The organism is Mesorhizobium sp. LjNodule214, assembly GCF_964252735.1.
Classification (GTDB): Bacteria; Pseudomonadota; Alphaproteobacteria; order Rhizobiales; family Rhizobiaceae; genus Mesorhizobium.
In genome coordinates this window covers 535942-551592 of record NZ_CAXUPE020000002.1, presented here as the reverse complement: position 1 = coordinate 551592, position 15651 = coordinate 535942, and the positions used below count along the sequence as shown (strand labels likewise).

General features: G+C 63.7%; 12 protein-coding genes and 1 pseudogene. 12 read left to right on the top strand and 1 reads right to left on the bottom strand.

Annotation, left to right across the window (positions count from 1 at the left end; genetic code table 11):
• Positions 1-226 precede the first annotated feature (226 nt).
• A complete protein-coding gene (locus ACSQ3Z_RS16620; RefSeq protein WP_436172409.1) occupies positions 227-1387 on the top strand; it encodes a PcfJ domain-containing protein in 1161 nt (386 codons plus the stop codon).
• Positions 1388-1449: 62 nt separating this feature from the next.
• Here the strand turns inward: ACSQ3Z_RS16620 and ACSQ3Z_RS16615 are convergent, their stop codons facing one another.
• Positions 1450-3252: an NAD(P)/FAD-dependent oxidoreductase gene (locus ACSQ3Z_RS16615; protein WP_436172408.1), complete on the bottom strand. Its 1803-nt coding sequence runs from the start codon at positions 3250-3252 to the stop codon at positions 1450-1452.
• 332 nt (positions 3253-3584) lie between these two features.
• On the opposite strand from ACSQ3Z_RS16615, the gene ACSQ3Z_RS16610 reads away from it, so the two are divergent.
• From ACSQ3Z_RS16610 to fusA, 11 genes and pseudogenes are all read left to right on the top strand, one after another.
• Positions 3585-4178 carry a DUF6600 domain-containing protein gene (locus ACSQ3Z_RS16610; RefSeq protein ID WP_436172407.1) on the top strand — a complete coding sequence of 198 codons (594 nt, stop codon included), beginning with the start codon at positions 3585-3587 and terminating at the stop codon, positions 4176-4178.
• The gene (locus tag ACSQ3Z_RS16605) at positions 4175-4852 is read left to right on the top strand and encodes a hypothetical protein (RefSeq protein WP_436172406.1); all 678 of its coding nucleotides are present in this window, start codon (positions 4175-4177) and stop codon (positions 4850-4852) included. The genes ACSQ3Z_RS16610 and ACSQ3Z_RS16605 overlap by 4 nt, the downstream gene beginning before the upstream one ends.
• Positions 4853-5034: 182 nt before the next feature.
• A complete protein-coding gene (locus ACSQ3Z_RS16600) occupies positions 5035-6816 on the top strand; it encodes an acetolactate synthase 3 large subunit (RefSeq protein WP_192180915.1) in 1782 nt (593 codons plus the stop codon).
• A gap of 81 nt (positions 6817-6897) precedes the next feature.
• Positions 6898-7470 (top strand): acetolactate synthase small subunit, encoded by a 573-nt coding sequence (gene ilvN, locus ACSQ3Z_RS16595; protein ID WP_436172405.1) that lies wholly within the window; start codon positions 6898-6900, stop codon positions 7468-7470.
• Between the two features lie 129 nt (positions 7471-7599).
• Complete coding sequence (locus ACSQ3Z_RS16590) at positions 7600-8196, top strand: LysE family translocator (protein WP_436172404.1); 597 nt, start codon at positions 7600-7602, stop codon at positions 8194-8196.
• 318 nt (positions 8197-8514) lie between these two features.
• The gene (locus ACSQ3Z_RS16585; protein ID WP_436172403.1) at positions 8515-9795 is read left to right on the top strand and encodes an efflux RND transporter periplasmic adaptor subunit; all 1281 of its coding nucleotides are present in this window, start codon (positions 8515-8517) and stop codon (positions 9793-9795) included.
• Entirely contained in the window at positions 9792-12956 is a 3165-nt protein-coding gene (locus ACSQ3Z_RS16580; protein WP_436172402.1) for an efflux RND transporter permease subunit, read from the top strand. The genes ACSQ3Z_RS16585 and ACSQ3Z_RS16580 overlap by 4 nt, the downstream gene beginning before the upstream one ends.
• 75 nt (positions 12957-13031) lie before the next feature.
• Positions 13032-13637, top strand: a complete 606-nt coding sequence (gene nthA, locus ACSQ3Z_RS16575; protein WP_436172401.1) for a nitrile hydratase subunit alpha — start codon at positions 13032-13034, stop codon at positions 13635-13637.
• Positions 13634-14293, top strand: a complete 660-nt coding sequence (gene nthB / locus ACSQ3Z_RS16570; protein ID WP_436172400.1) for a nitrile hydratase subunit beta — start codon at positions 13634-13636, stop codon at positions 14291-14293. The genes nthA and nthB overlap by 4 nt, the downstream gene beginning before the upstream one ends.
• Complete coding sequence (locus ACSQ3Z_RS16565; RefSeq protein ID WP_436172399.1) at positions 14280-14636, top strand: nitrile hydratase accessory protein; 357 nt, start codon at positions 14280-14282, stop codon at positions 14634-14636. The genes nthB and ACSQ3Z_RS16565 overlap by 14 nt, the downstream gene beginning before the upstream one ends.
• Positions 14637-14723: 87 nt before the next feature.
• Positions 14724-15623: pseudogene (gene fusA, locus ACSQ3Z_RS16560) on the top strand (elongation factor G); the annotation flags it as partial.
• Positions 15624-15651: the final 28 nt, after the last annotated feature.

Genomic DNA, 15651 nt, shown 5'->3' with positions numbered 1-15651 from the left:
TGCTCATAGGCCTGAGATGCGCTTTCGCAACACCCTCTCAGCCCATTGTAAACATTGAAAGAATGGCACTTGCGCCGAGTTTCATGCGAGCGTAGAGACGCCGCCCATTCCTAACCCGTCTTCCTGAAAGGAGACCCGTCAATGTCCCGACAATCCAGATCGACACAGACCGTGCCGACGCTGGAATTGCGTGCGGCTGACAGGGTTCCAATCAGGAAGAACGGCCATGGCAAAGTCCATGATCCAGCGCAGGCAGGACGCCGAGCGCGAACGCATTGAAGCATATGCCGCAACGCTGCGTCGGGTTTCCCACGTCGCGCGTCCCGCTCCGGATTTCGAGCGGGCGCTTGACGAGGCGCGCCGGGGCTTTGCCGGCGTCGCTATCCGCGATGGCGCGCTGTGGCGTCCGAAGCTGAAGACGCGCGACCGCGCGCGCCTGCGGCTGGCCGCGGCGCGCCATCTCTATGCGCGCTACCCGGTCTCGGTCGCGCTCGAGGCCGTCTGGCTGGACGCTTCGGGGCTGGATGCCAACGAGGTCGCGCTCCGCAAGGCCTGGTATGTCGCGGTCGCGCGTGGCGACTCGCTGTACAAGGCGGGCGCCAATGCATGGCTGTCGCGCAAGGAGGTGCATTGCTTCCTGAACGCGGCCGGCGATTTCACGTTCGACGAGGCGTTTTGGTTGGCGATCGTGCGGTCCTACACGGATGATCCCGGGTTGGCGGCCCGCCTTGCGCGGACCAAGATCGCGCGGACGCCACGTGGCGAGCTGGCCTTCTGGCGCGAGGTGACGCGGTTCTTCTGCGGGCATCCTGCCTCGAAGGAGGAGATCGACGATCTCTGCGACTATATCGGCGCCATGCACCAGCGCGATGCAGCCTACAGCCTGAAGGGCCGCACGCTCGCCTCGCTGCGCCGGCAGATGCTGGAATGGCACCGCGACATTGCCGCGATCGAACGCATCGAGGCAATGCGCCGCCGCGCTGCCGGGCGGGCTCCACGTACTGCCGGACCGCAGTCGGAGAGCCGCGCCTGGGACGGCTCGCGTCTCGAGGACTGGGAGTGGAAGCCGTCGGCCAAGGAGGCGAAGGCGCATGGCGAGCGCTTCTTCGTTCGCCAGCTGAAGACGGCCGAAGACCTGGTTGCCGAGAGCCGGGCGATGCATCACTGCGTCTCGATGTACGCGGCGAAATGCATCGCCGGCTACGCCTCGATCTGGGTGCTGCGGCGCACGGCGCTCGGCAAGATCGAGCGGTTGCTGACGATCGAGCTCGACCCGCAAAACTGTGCGGTGCAGGTGCGCGGTTTCGGCAATCGCGTCGCCACGCCGGAGGAGCGCAAGATCGTCGAGCGCTGGGCCAAGGCCAGGGGCGTGGTGCTCAGGGCCTGAAAACGGAAGACCCCGCGCGGCGGAAAACGCCGCGCGGGGTACGCCTCTTTGCGGGTAGCGGACTATCCCTTGTGGTGCGCCTGCTGTAGCCCGTAGACCGGCGTCGGGATGCCTTCATGCCGCGCCTTCAGTTGCAGCGACAGGAACTGCGAATAGTGGCGCGACTGATGCAGGTTGCCGCCATGGAACCACAGCGCTTCCTGCAGTGTCGGCTTCCACATGTTGCGCAATTCGCCTTCCCAGGGGCCCGGGTCCTTGGTGGTGCTGGAGCCGAGACCCCAGCATTTGCCGACCTTGTCGGCGACCTCTCGGGAGATGAGGTCGGCCGCCCAGCCATTCATCGAGCCGTATCCGGTGGCGTAGACGATGAGGTCAGCCGGCAGTTCCGATCCGTCGCTGAGCAGGACCGAATGCTCCTTGATCTCCTTCACTTCGACACCGCTCTTCAGCTTGATCGAACCGTCGATGATCAGGTCGGACGCGCCGACGTCGATATAGTAGCCTGAGCCGCGCCTGAGATATTTCATGAACAGGCCGGAATCGTCATCGCCCCAGTCGAGCATGAAGCCGGCCTTCTCCAGGCCCTTGTAGAACTCGGCGTCGCGCTTCTTCATCTCGGCATAGGCCGGGATCTGGAATTCATGCAGGATCTTGTAGGGCAAGGAAGCAAAGATGAGGTCGGCCTTGGCCGTGGTCATGCCTCCTTGCACGGCCTTTTCCGAATAAAGCGAACCGAGCCCGATTTCCATCAGCGTGTCGGATCTGGAGATATGGGTGGTCGAGCGCTGCACCATGGTGACATCGGCGCCGGCCTCCCAAAGCGCCGCGGCGATGTCGTGGGCTGAATTGTTCGAGCCGATGACGACGGTGCGCTTGCCGGCATAGGCATCGGGGCCGGGGTGCTGCGAGGAATGGTGCTGATCGCCCTTGAAGCTGTCCATGCCCTTGAAGTTCGGCATGTTGGCCTTGCCGGATTGTCCCGTCGCCAGCACCAACTGCTTCGGCTTCAGCGTGATGTCCTTGCCGTCGCGGTGGACGATGACGGTCCATTCCTTCTTCTTGTCGTCGTAGGTGGCGCTCTTGGCCTCGGTCGAGGACCAGTAATTCAGCTCCATGACCTTGGTGTACATTTCCAGCCAGTCGCCGATCTTGTCCTTGGGCGAGAAGACGGGCCAGTTCTTCGGGAAGTCGATATAGGGCAGATGGTCGTACCAGACCGGGTCGTGCAGGCAGAGCGACTTGTAGCGCCTGCGCCAGCTGTCGCCGGCGCGCTCGTTCTTCTCGACGATGATGGTCGGCACGCCGAGCTGTCGCAACCGGGCGCCGAGCGCGATGCCGCCCTGGCCGCCGCCGATGATCAGCGTGTGCGGCTGCGTCTTGAAGCCTAACTCGGCCGCCTCCTTCTCTCGCTCCTCCTTCCAGGTCGGACGGTTCTTGCCATGGCCATGCTTGGCGCCCATCGGCCGGGCGAAGCCGGCCGGCTCCTCGTGGCCCTTCAACTCGACCATGGTGGTGAGCAGCGTCCAGATCTTGCCGTCCTTCAGCCTGATGTGACCGAAGCCGCGCGCCGTTTCCGTCTCGAAGCTGATCCAGCCTTCGAGCAGCCCGTCGCTTTCCGTGGCATCCTCGCCTTCGGCGATCGCCCAGTTCGAGGGTTTCGTCTTCGCCAGTTGGCTGACCAGCATGTCGCGCACCTGGTCGCTACCTTCCATGGTCTTGATGTTCCAGGTGAAGGTGACGAGATCGCGCCAGTAGCAGTCGTCCTGAAAACAGGCGACTGCCGTGTCGATATCGCCGGCGGCGAGAGCCTTGCCGAATTTGTCGAGCAGGTCGGCAAGCTTCTTGTTCGGGGCCTTTTCCAGCATCAGTTTCCTCCGGGTCTTGGGGATCGCTTCTTGGGTGATGGCGTGGCGGGGGCATTGTCCGGCGCGGCGAAAGTATTTCGCCAAAACCGCCATCGCGTCACGCCCTCCAATAGTTTGGCGCGTTTTCAATGGTTTGATGGAACGCAGACGGTTTGCGCCGCTTCTTGTGGGCACCGGGCAGGCGGTGCTCGAAAACAGGATGAACGTCCTGTTGGTCGCGAGATCGTGATTGCCCTGTGCCGCAATGCAGCCACGCTGGGCGCTGACAACCGAGAGGCAGGGACGATGCGGGCACGGGGCGGTTCGTGAATGCGGAAACTCTGGAGCGCGTCATGCAAATGTCTTCGATCAACCAGGTCGCCTTGCGTGCACGCGCGGTGGCCATCGCCCTGGCCTTGGCGCTGGGCGGAAGCCTGGGCAGTCCGCTGTTCGTGTCGGCCTCCGAGGCGGCGCATGCAGCGGTGATCTCCGTGACCGTCCGGGAACGGCTCTCAAACTATGGTGGATGGCGAACCTCCAACCGCTTCGGTGAAGTGTGGGTTCCGTCCGTGCGGTCCGAATGGCGGCCCTACACCGAAGGCGGCTGGGTCTGGACCGACGACGGCTGGTATTGGGAGTCGGCCGAGCCGTTCGGCGACATCGTCTATCACTATGGCCGCTGGGCCTATGATCCGGAGTTCGGCTGGGTCTGGGTCGCCGGCTATGAATGGGCACCGGCCTGGGTGGTCTGGCGACAGGGCGGCGATGATATCGGCTGGGCTCCGGCGCCGCCGCGTGATGGCGATGTCGTGTTCAACGAGGACTGGTGGTGCTTCGCGCCGGTGGCGGCGATCGGCGCAGCCGACCTTGTAACCGTGGTTAGGCCCGTCAGGGAAACGTCACCATCATCCGCAACACGACGATCATCAACCAGACGGTGGTCGTGAACAATGCGCCGCGCGTTCGGCTCGGCAACCAGGTGGTTGCGATCAATGCCGGTCCCCGCCTGCAGCGGCTTCCCCAATCGGTGGTGACATCGATCAAGGCGGCGAAGGTGGTTCCGCCGCGCAAGGGCGTTATTGCCGAGGCCCGGCTCGATCCATCGAAGGGCGAGGCGATCAAGAAGCTGAACGGCAACCCGATGTCCGCGGCGCCTGCAATCGCCAACGCACCAAATGTTTCCGGCCAAGGGCCAAAAAAGCTGTCGGGCGGCAAGACGATTCCGCCTGCGGGTTCGGTTGCCGAGGCGACGCAATACCCGCATGACAAGAAGCGCAAGCGGATGACGGCCAGCAATAATGTGGAGGCCCAGATGCCGCAGACCAATGGCGGCGGCAAGCGCGTCACCGTGCAGTCGGCACGGAAAGGTGCCGCCGCTGCAGCGTCTGGCGCATGTGCCCCGGAAGCAGTTCAACCACCAGCAAATGCTGGCGATGCACGCGCCGCCGCATCATGGCCCGCAGAGGGGCGCGCCGCATCGCCCGCCGATGGCGAAGAAGGCGCAGAAATGCGATCCGCGCGTTTCGCGTTGCAAGCCGCCCCGATGATTGCCTCCCTTGACGGATGGCCCCGGCGGCCGGCGTCATTTTTGCCGTTGACAGGCCGGCTTTCCCGCCTCTAGTGTCCGCGACCATGAAAACGGCACTCATTCTCGTAGGAAAGCGCGTGGGCAAGGCGGTGTAACCGCCGGGCGAAAACCTCCCATGCGCAACACACAGGCTCCCTCGGGGGCCTTTTTTATTGCCCGAAACACGACTAAACGACCAGCAATCGCCAGATGGCGGACAGCACGGGACCAGACCGATGAGCAATGGACAGAGTGAGCGGCGCGAAATGACGGGCGCCGAAATGGTGGTGCAGGCGCTGAAGGACAACGGCGTCAAGCACGTCTTCGGCTATCCGGGTGGCGCTGTTCTCCCGATCTACGATGAAATCTTCCAGCAGGACGAGGTCGAGCATATCCTCGTCCGCCATGAGCAGGGGGCGGGCCATGCGGCGGAAGGCTATGCGCGCTCGACCGGCAAGGCCGGCGTCATGCTGGTGACCTCGGGGCCTGGCGCCACCAATGCGGTGACGCCGCTGCAGGATGCGCTGATGGACTCGATCCCGCTCGTCTGCCTGACCGGGCAGGTGCCGACTTCGCTGATCGGCTCCGACGCCTTCCAGGAATGCGACACCGTCGGCATCACGCGCCCCTGCACCAAGCACAACTGGCTGGTGAAGGACGTCAACGAACTGGCCGCGACCATCCACGAGGCTTTCCATGTCGCGACCACCGGGCGTCCCGGCCCGGTCGTGGTCGACATCCCCAAGGATGTGCAGTTCGCCAAGGGCATGTATGTGCCGCCGCAGACGGCGCCGCGCACCAGCTACCAGCCGAAGGTCCAGGGCGACCTCGACAAGGTCAAGGCAGCGGTCGAATTGATGGCCGGTGCCAAAAGGCCGATCATCTATTCGGGCGGCGGTGTCATCAACTCCGGCTCCGAGGCCAGCCATCTGCTGCGCGAACTGGTCGACCTGACCGGCTTTCCCATCACCTCGACGCTGATGGGGCTCGGCGCCTATCCGGCTTCCGGCAAGAACTGGGTCGGCATGCTCGGCATGCACGGCACCTACGAGGCCAACATGGCCATGCATGATTGCGATGTGATGATCTGTATCGGCGCGCGCTTCGATGACCGCATCACCGGTCGGCTCAACGCGTTCTCGCCGAATTCGAAGAAGATCCATATCGACATCGATCCGTCGTCGATCAACAAGAACGTCCACACCGACGTGCCGATCATCGGCGATGTCGGCCGGGTTCTGGAGGATCTGGTGCGGCTGTGGCGGGCAAGCGCCAAGGCCGACAAGAAGGCGCTGCACCCCTGGTGGGAGCAGATCGCCAAATGGCGCGCGCGGGACTCGCTCGCCTACAAGATGAATCACGACGTGATCATGCCGCAATACGCCATCCAGCGGCTCTATGCGCTGACCAAGGACATGGACACCTACATCACCACCGAGGTCGGCCAGCACCAGATGTGGGCGGCGCAGCACTATCATTTCGAGAAGCCGAACCGCTGGATGACCTCCGGCGGGCTGGGCACGATGGGCTATGGCCTGCCGGCCGCGCTCGGCGTCCAGATCGCGCATCCCAACGCACTGGTCATCGACATCGCCGGCGACGCCTCGGTGCAGATGACGATGCAGGAGATGAGCACGGCGGTGCAGTACAATGCGCCGATCAAGATCTTCATCCTCAACAACCAATATATGGGAATGGTGCGGCAATGGCAGCAGCTGCTGCACGGCAACCGGCTGTCGCATTCCTATACCGAGGCGATGCCTGACTTCGTCAAGCTGGCCGAGGCCTATGGCGGCCACGGCATTCGCTGCGACAAGCCGGACGAGCTGGACGACGCGATCAAGGAGATGATTTCGGTGAAGAAGCCGGTGCTGTTCGACTGCCGCGTGGCGACGCTCGCCAACTGCTTCCCGATGATCCCGTCGGGCAAGGCTCACAACGAGATGCTCCTGCCCGACGAGGCGACCGACGAGGCCGTGGCCAACGCCATCGACGCCAAGGGCAGGGAACTGGTGTGATATCAGCCGAGGCAGGGCTGTCGGAAGAAGCCGTGCGGAAACAGAGAATTAGCTCAAGAGTTTGAAATCGAGATTCATGTCATGAACGCACAGCTACAGCCGACCGGCTCCGCCTATTTCATCGCCAAGGAAACGGAAAAGCCCGAAAACCACACGCTTTCCGTGCTGGTCGACAACGAGCCGGGCGTGCTTGCCCGGGTCATCGGGCTGTTTTCCGGGCGCGGCTACAACATCGAGAGCCTCACCGTCTCCGAGACCGAGCACGAAAAACACCTGTCGCGCATCACCATCGTGACGCGCGGCACGCCGCATGTGCTGGAGCAGATCAAGCACCAGCTCGAGCGCATCGTGCCGGTGCACCGCGTCGTCGACCTCACCGTGCGCTCGCGCGAGCTTGGCCAGGAGCGGCCGCTGGAGCGCGAACTGGCGCTGGTCAAGGTCGCCGGCACCGGCGAGGCCCGGGTCGAGGCGCTCAGGCTCGCCGACGCCTTCCGCGCCAGCGTCATCGACGCCAACACCGAGCATTTCATCTTCGAGATCACCGGCAAGGGCTCCAAGCTCGACCAGTTCATAGCCATCATGAAGCCACTCGGCTTGGTCGAAATCTGTCGAACCGGCGTGGCGGCGATGAACCGCGGCCCGCAAGGGATGTAGAGCCCGGCGCTGGTCGCCGGCACACCGCTTTTCAAGTCCTGATTGCCTGGCCTGCCTGCCGCTCCGCGGTGGCCTTTGCGCGCCTGGCGAGAAAGGACAATATTGTTGACCTAATCTTGGGAGGAAGTCATGTCGTTCGAAGCGTTCCTGGCGCTTTTGGTCTATGCCTTCGTTACCTCGGTCACGCCCGGACCGAACAATCTCATGCTACTGGCCTCGGGCGTGAATTTCGGCTTTGTGAGAACCGTGCCGCACATGCTGGGCATCGGCATCGGTTTTCTCATTCTATTGCTTGCCGTCGGTTTTGGACTTGGCGCGGTGCTGACGGCGTTTCCCATGCTGCACACCGGATTGAAGATCGCCGGCGGCGTCTATTTGCTCTATCTCGCCTGGAAGATCGCCATGTCGCGCTCGATGGCCAGCAAGGGCGAGGCGCAGGCAAATCCGATGCGGTTCATCGATGCCGCCGCTTTCCAGTGGGTCAACCCCAAGGCCTGGGTGATGGCTGTCACCGCCATGGCCGTCTACACCAATCCCGATCATCCGTTCCTGTCGGTGGTGCTGATCTCGATGGCGTTCGCCATCGTCAACCTGCCTAGCGTTTCGGTGTGGGCTGGTTTCGGCACCGCGCTGCGCGGTTTTCTGTCGGATCCGATGCGGCTGAAATGGTTCAACATCGCCATGGGCGTGCTGCTGGCGGCGACGCTGTGGCCGATGCTGCGCTAAGGCGTGCTGATATTCAGGTGATGCCGGCCTGCAAATGGCGGTTTTCTGCGCTTCCGATGCTCACGGACCCGAATGTCCGCTCCGCTTCGGTTCTCGAAAACCACCATTTTCGGCTCGGCCTGACCTGAATCTCAGCACACCTTGGTTCAGTTGCTTCGTTATTGTGCAGTGCACATTAAATCTTCGTAATGCCGTGTTTTGGCCCTTTTCCGACAAAGGCGTGTCCTATCTATTCGGCGAATTCGCGGTGCGGAGCCGTGATTTGAGCTGGAACAAGACCACCGGGTTCGGCGTGTCGGATAAGAGGGCTTGTTGTCGATGCGCGCAAAAATCCTCCTTGCAGTGATTGCGGTTATCTGCCTGGCGGGGGCCGGTCTCTATCTCTCGCCCACGGCCATGGGCAAGGTCCAGCAACTGATTTCGGGCCAGCAGGCGGCGGCGACGGACAAGTCCGCCAAGGCATCGGACAAGCCGGCAGCCGGCGGCGCCCGCTCGGCTTCGATCGTTGCCGCGACGGCGACGATGTCGGACTTCCCCATCCGCCGCTATGCCATCGGCTTCGTGTCTTCGCCGGCGGTGGTCAGTATCAACGCCCGGGTATCCAGCCAGATCGTAGCGATCGCGGTCAAGGACGGCCAGATGGTGAAGGCCGGCGACCTACTGTTGTCGCTCGACGACCGTGCCTTGAAGGCACAGTTGGCCAAGGACCAGGCGACGCTCGTCAAGGACCAGGCGCTGCTCGCCAGCGCCACGGCGGATCTTCAGCGCGCCAAGGACCTTGTCGCCAAGCAGGCCGGCACGCAGCAGACCTACGATCAGGCACTGGCGGCGCAGAAGGCCGCGGCCGCAACCATCGATGCCGACAAGGCGACGATCGATGCCGATACCGTCCAGTCGAGCTACGCCACCATCTCGGCGCCGATCTCCGGCAGGCTCGGTGCCGTCAATGTCTCGGTCGGCGATCTCGTCACCACCAGCAACGGCGGCAGCACCACGACGCCGCTCGTCACCATCACGCAGATGGACCCGCTGCAAGTCAACTTCAACCTGCCTGAAAGCAACCTCGCCCTGCTGCACAAGGCCCTGGCCTCGCCGCAGAAGGGGTCCGTGACGCTGACCAAGGATGGCGACCCGACGCCGATCGGCAAGGGCACGCTGGATTTCGTCGATTCCAGCGTCGACACGGCGTCCGGCACCATCGCCACCAGGGCCAGCATACCAAACCCCGACCTTTCACTGTGGCCTGGCCAATATGTGAATGTCGTGCTCGACGCCGGCACGATGCCGCAAATGACCTCGGTTCCGACGGTTGCGGTGCAGCCCAGCCAGAAGGGGCCGTTCGTCTATGTGGTCAAGCCGGACAACACCGTCGAGATGCGGCCGGTGCAGGTGGCGCTGACCGAAGGCGACAACAGCGCCATCAGCCAGGGGCTGAAAAGCGGTGAGAGGGTTGTCACCGAAGGCCAGACCAGGCTGAAGGACGGCGCTGCCGTGCATGAAGGCAAGGCTTCGGCCGGCACCGGCGATCAGGCAGCTCCCAAGGTGGCGCAAGCCGACAAGGCGAGCGGTGCCGACAAGGCCGGCGAGGCGCGCCCATGATTTCCGAATTCTGTATCCGCAGGCCCGTCGCCACGCTGCTGATGTCGTTCGCCCTCGTGCTGGGCGGGCTGTTCGCCTACAAATTCCTGCCGGTTGCGGCGCTGCCCAGCGCCGAATTTCCAGTCGTCAACGTTTCGGCCCAGTTGGCTGGCGCCTCGCCGGAGACCATGGCGACCTCGGTGGCGACGCCGCTGATCAAACAGTTCGCCACCATTGCCGGCATCGATTCGATCTCGACCACCAACTCACTCGGCTCAACGTCGATCGCCATCCAGTTCGTGCTCAACCGCGATATCGACGCGGCGGCGGCCGACGTGCAAGCGGCGATTGCGCGCACCCAGAAATCGCTGCCGCCGCAGATGACGGCGCCGCCGAGCTATCGCAAGGTCAATCCGGCCGATGCGCCGATCCTGCTGATGTCGCTGGTCAGCGACACCGTTCCGCTGACCGACCTCGATGCTTTCGCCGAGAACGTGATCTCGCCGTCGCTGTCGACGATCGACGGCGTCGCGCAGGTATCCATTTACGGCCAGCAGAAATACGCAGTGCGCATCCAGATCGATCCGACCGCGCTTGCCGCGCGCGGCATCTCGATCGATCAGTTGCAGGCGGCGATAGCCTCGGCCAACAGCAACACGCCGCTCGGCGTGCTCCAGAACAACAAGCAGCAGCTGACCATCACCGCCAACACCCAACTGACCAACGCCGCGGGCTTCTCCAACCTCATCATCGCCACCAAAGACGGTCACCCGGTACGGCTGGGCGAGGTGACCCGCGTCGTCGATTCGGTGCAGACCACGACGACGGCGAGTTGGTATGACGGCACGCGCGCCATCATCATGGCCGTGCAGCGCCAGCCCGACGCCAACACCGTCGACGTCGTCGACAAGGTCAAGGCGATGCTGCCGTCCTTCGAGGACCAGATGCCGGCCGCCGCCAGCATCAAGTTGCTCAACGACCGTTCGACCTCGATCCGTCAGGCCGTCGACGACGTGCAGTTCACGCTGCTGTTGACCATCGCGCTGGTGGTCATGGTGATCTTCGTGTTCCTGCGCCGGGTGACGGCGACCATCATCCCGGCCGTGGCGGTGCCGATCTCGCTGATCGCCACGCTTGGCGCGATGTTCCTGTTCGGCTTTTCCATCGACAACATATCGCTGATGGGCCTGACGCTTGCAGTGGGCCTCGTCGTCGACGATGCCATCGTCATGCTCGAAAACATCTTCCGTCATATGGAGGAGGATGGGTTGTCGGCCTTCGATGCGTCGCTGAAGGGCGCGCGCGAAATCGGCTTCACCATCATTTCGATCTCGATCTCGCTGGTGGCGGTGTTCATCCCCGTGCTTCTGATGGGCGGCGTGATCGGGCGCATCTTCAACGAGTTCGCCGTCGTGGTGACGGTCGCCATCCTGGCGTCGATGTTCGTCTCGCTGACACTGACCCCGATGCTTTGTTCGCGGTTGCTTTCGGTGAGCAAGGCCGACCGCGAGGCGCACGGTGATGGCCACAGGCGCGATTTCATCACGCGGGGCTACGACCGGATCTTGAGCTTCTGCCTGCGGCACACCTTCCTGGTGTTCCTGGTCTTCATCGGAACCGCGGCAGCGTCGGTGTGGCTGATCCAGGTCTCGCCGAAGGGCTTCTTCCCGCAGGAGGATATCGGCCAGATATCGGTGACCACCATCGCGCGCCAGGACATCTCGTTTGACGCCATGGCGAAGCTGCAAGGGCAGGTGGCCAGCGTCTTCTCGCATTCGCCCTATGTCGACCATGTGGCGTGGTCGGCGGGCAGTGGCAACAATGCGCTCAACCAGGGGCAGCTCTTCGTGCAGCTCAAGGGCAAGGACCAGCGTCCCGACATCGAGAAGGTACTTTCGGATCTGAGGCGACAGCTGGCCGGCGTGGCGGGTATCGAGACCTACATGCAGCCGGTGCAGAACCTGAGGCTGGGTTCACGGTCGTCGGCCAGCGCCTACCAGCTTGTGGTTCAGGGCCTCGATACCGGCCAGACCGATATCTGGGCGCAGAAGATGAACGACGCGATGGCTGCCGACCATGCGACCTTCACCGACGTCACCAGCGACCTGCAGAACAATGCACTGCAGGCGACGCTGGTGGTGGATCGCGACAAAGCCGCCCAACTCGGCATCGACACCGACACGCTGCGCTCAGCCCTCTATGGCGGGTTCGGCACCGACCAGGTTTCGACGATCTTCGGTTCGGCCGACAGCTACGAAGTCATCACCGAGCTCGATCCCAAGATCGAATGGTCGCCCGAGCGGATGCTCGCCATCCAGATGAGGACGGCGAGCGGCAGCCTGGTTCCGCTTGGCGCCTTCGCCCGGGTCGATCGCACGGCCGGCGCCTTGACGGTCAACCAGCTCGGCCAGCTTCCGGCCGTGACCATCTCCTACAATCTGCCGCAAGGCGTGGCGCTCGGCGACAGCGTGACCCGCATCAACGCGCTGAAAGAGCAGATCGGCATGCCGAAGGCGATCTCGACCACCTTCGCCGGCACGGCCAAGACCTTCCAGGATTCGCTCGCCAATCAGGGCCTGCTGATCGGCGGCGCGATCCTGACCATCTATATCGTGCTCGGCATGCTCTATGAGAGCTTCATCCATCCGCTCACAATCCTGACCGGCCTGCCATCGGCGGTGCTCGGTGCGGTGGTCGCGCTGCGGTTTGCCGGCATGGACCTTTCGGTCATCGCGGTGATCGGCATCCTGATGCTGATTGGCATCGTGAAGAAGAACGGCATCATGATGGTCGACGTCGCGCTGGAACTCCGACGAGAAGGCATGTCGGCGACGGAGTCCATCCACAAGGCCTGCCTGATGCGTTTTCGTCCGATCATGATGACGACGCTGGCCGCGCTGATGGGCACGTTCCCGATCGCGCTCGGCACCGGCGCCAGCGCCGAATTGCGCCAGCCGCTCGGCGTCGCGGTCGTCGGTGGCCTGCTTGCCTCGCAGGCGCTGACACTATTCGTCACGCCGGTGGTCTATGTCTACATGGAGCATTTTTCCGGCTGGCTGCTCAGCTTCTTTTCGAAGAAAAGCCGACCGACGCTGCGGGCGGTCGAGGCTGTCGAGCAGCCGTCGCTGTTCGATCGCGACGAAGAACAGGACATCGAACCCCAGAAGGCGGCTGCCGAATAGTATCGACCGGGTGAAGAGGCGCTGGCCCAAGGCGTCGCGCTTGCGGCCGGGCTCCGGCGATCGTAGTTTGCGGTCATGTCCCATGATCATGACCACGACAACGAGCTCGATCCTTTTGCCGCGCGGGTGCGCGCGCTGGAAACGATCCTGACCGAGAAAGGCCTGATCGATCCGGCCGCCATCGACGTCATCGTCGACACCTACGAGACAAAAATCGGCCCGCGCAACGGCGCCAGGGTGGTGGCGAAGGCCTGGGTCGACCCGGAGTTCGCCGCCTGGCTGAAGCGCGATGCGACGGCGGCGATCGCCTCGCTCAGCTATACCGGCCGTCAGGGCGAGCACATGCAGGCGGTGTTCAACACAGAGGAGACGCACAACCTCGTCGTCTGCACGCTTTGCTCCTGCTATCCGTGGTCGGTGCTCGGCCTGCCGCCGGTCTGGTACAAGGCGCCGCCCTATCGCTCGCGCGCGGTGATCGATCCGCGCGGCGTGCTGGAGGAATTCGGCCTGACTTTGCCGTCCGACACAAAGATCCGCGTCTGGGATTCGACCGCCGAGCTGCGCTACCTGGTCGTGCCGATGCGGCCGAGAGGAACAGAAGGCTGGAGCGAGGAGCGGCTAGCCGAACTGGTGACGCGCGACGCGATGATCGGCACCGGCCTGGCGAGGGAACCGGCATGAACGGGCCGCACGACCTCGGCGGGCAGATGGGCTTCGGGCCGGTCGCGCCCGAAAGGGACGAGCCTTACTTCCATGCGGATTGGGAGAGGCGCGCGCTCGGCGTGACGCTCACCGCCGGCGCCATGGGCGCCTGGAATATCGACGAGAGCCGGCACGCGCGGGAATCGCTGCACCCGGCCGATTACTATGGCTCGAGCTACTATCAGATCTGGATCAAGGCGCTTGAGGTGCTACTGAAGCGCCACGGGTTCGTCAGCGAGCACGATCTGGCCGCGGGCAAGGCGCTCGATCCGGCAGCCACACCCAAAAGGGTGCTGAAGGCCGAGAAAGTGCCGGCGGCACTGGCCAGGGGCGGTCCCTGCGACCGGCCGGTTGCGACGCCGGCGCGGTTCAAGGCCGGCGACCTCGTGCGGACGAAGAATTTCAATCCGACCGGCCATACGCGGCTGCCACGCTATGCGCGCGGCAAGCAAGGCACCGTCGAGGCGGTGCGCGATGGCTTCGTCTTTCCCGACAGCAACGCGCATGGCCAGGGCGAGAACCCGCAATGGGTCTATACGGTGGTCTTTGACGGCGCCGAGATCTGGGGCGAGGGGGCCGACCCGACGCTGGCCGTGTCGATCGACGCCTGGGAGAGCTATCTTGAGGCGGCATGAGGGCGCCGCCGGATTGCCGGCGGGTTTCGACGAGCCGGTGTTCGCCGAGCCATGGCAGGCCGAAGCCTTCGCCATGACGGTGGCGCTGCACGAAAAAGGCCTGTTTTCCTGGAGCGAATGGGCTGATGCCTTGTCCGCCGAAGTCAAGAAGCCCGGCGCTGCAAATGACGGCCACGATTACTATGAGCACTGGCTGGCGGCGCTGGAAGGCCTGCTGTCGGCCAAGGGCGTTGCCGGCAAAGGCGATGTCGATGCGCTTGCCGCCGCCTGGGAACGCGCCGCGCATGCGACGCCGCATGGCAAGCCGATCCTGCTGGAGAATGATCCGGCCCCTGACCAATAGGCTGCGGCAATTTAGCCTTCTGTTATCCCAGTCCGGATTTCGCCCCGGCAAGCAGTTGTAAATATTGGGGCTACCAGCGACCATATCGTCATGATGGAAAAGCCTGCCGCGCCCTGGCCTTTGCTGCAAATTGCGATCGAGCCGAAATCGAAGGCCGATCAGGAGCGGCTGCTTATCGCGTTATCGAAGCTGGCGGACGAGGATGCTTTCTTCCGCGTCAAGCATGACGAGGAATCGGGCCAGACGATCATCGCCTTCATGGACGAAGTCGACCTCGACATCATCGTTGACCGCCTGCGCCACGTGTTTGAGGTCGGCGTGAATGTCGGTTCTCCACAAGTGGCCTATCGCGAGACGATCACCCGTACGCACGCGCAGGACTTCACGCACAAGAGACAGTCCGGCGGCACCGGCGAGTTCGCCCGCGTCAAGATCATGTTCGAGCCGAACCCGGACAAGGCGGACTTCGTGTTCGCGTCCAGGATCGTCTGCGATGCGCTTCCCAGCGAATACATTGCGGGTGTCGAAAAGGGGCTGCTCACCGTCCTGTCGGCGGGTCCGTTCGCGGGCTTCCCGATGATCCGCATCAAGGCGACGCTGGTGGACGGCGCCTTTCACGATACCGATTCCTCGGCTCGGGATTTCGAGGTCGCCGGCCGCGCCTGCATTCGCGAAGCTGCGCCACGGCTCGGCGTGCAGCTGCTCGAGCCGATCATGAGGGTCGAGGTGGTGACGCCTGGAGATTGTGCCGGCAACGTCATCGCCGAACTGCACAGCCGCCGCGGCCAGATCCGGGGTCAGGAAACCCGCGGCGTGGTCGTCGTCGTCAACGCGACAGTGCCGCTCGCAAACATGTTCAAGTTGGAGGATGCACTGCGGTCGCATTCGAAAGGACAGGCACGCCTGAGCGCCAGCTATGCCGGATACGCTCCCGTTCCTCTACCGCCCGACGACCGCGACCCGCCGGGCGCCATGGCCATTGCCTGACTTCCGCTTTCCACCCGAAGCCGAAATT

Excerpts from the sequence above, each read along its gene's own strand:
- ilvN (WP_436172405.1), top strand. The coding sequence starts at position 6,898 with ATGAACGCACAGCTACAGCCGACCGGCTCCGCCTATTTCATCGCCAAG.
- nthA (WP_436172401.1), top strand. The coding sequence starts at position 13,032 with ATGTCCCATGATCATGACCACGACAACGAGCTCGATCCTTTTGCCGCG.
- ACSQ3Z_RS16615 (WP_436172408.1), bottom strand. The coding sequence starts at position 3,252 with ATGCTGGAAAAGGCCCCGAACAAGAAGCTTGCCGACCTGCTCGACAAA.
- nthB (WP_436172400.1), top strand. The coding sequence starts at position 13,634 with ATGAACGGGCCGCACGACCTCGGCGGGCAGATGGGCTTCGGGCCGGTC.
- ACSQ3Z_RS16610 (WP_436172407.1), top strand. The coding sequence starts at position 3,585 with ATGCAAATGTCTTCGATCAACCAGGTCGCCTTGCGTGCACGCGCGGTG.
- ACSQ3Z_RS16585 (WP_436172403.1), top strand. The coding sequence starts at position 8,515 with ATGCGCGCAAAAATCCTCCTTGCAGTGATTGCGGTTATCTGCCTGGCG.
- ACSQ3Z_RS16590 (WP_436172404.1), top strand. The coding sequence starts at position 7,600 with ATGTCGTTCGAAGCGTTCCTGGCGCTTTTGGTCTATGCCTTCGTTACC.
- ACSQ3Z_RS16580 (WP_436172402.1), top strand. The coding sequence starts at position 9,792 with ATGATTTCCGAATTCTGTATCCGCAGGCCCGTCGCCACGCTGCTGATG.
- ACSQ3Z_RS16620 (WP_436172409.1), top strand. The coding sequence starts at position 227 with ATGGCAAAGTCCATGATCCAGCGCAGGCAGGACGCCGAGCGCGAACGC.
- ACSQ3Z_RS16600 (WP_192180915.1), top strand. The coding sequence starts at position 5,035 with ATGAGCAATGGACAGAGTGAGCGGCGCGAAATGACGGGCGCCGAAATG.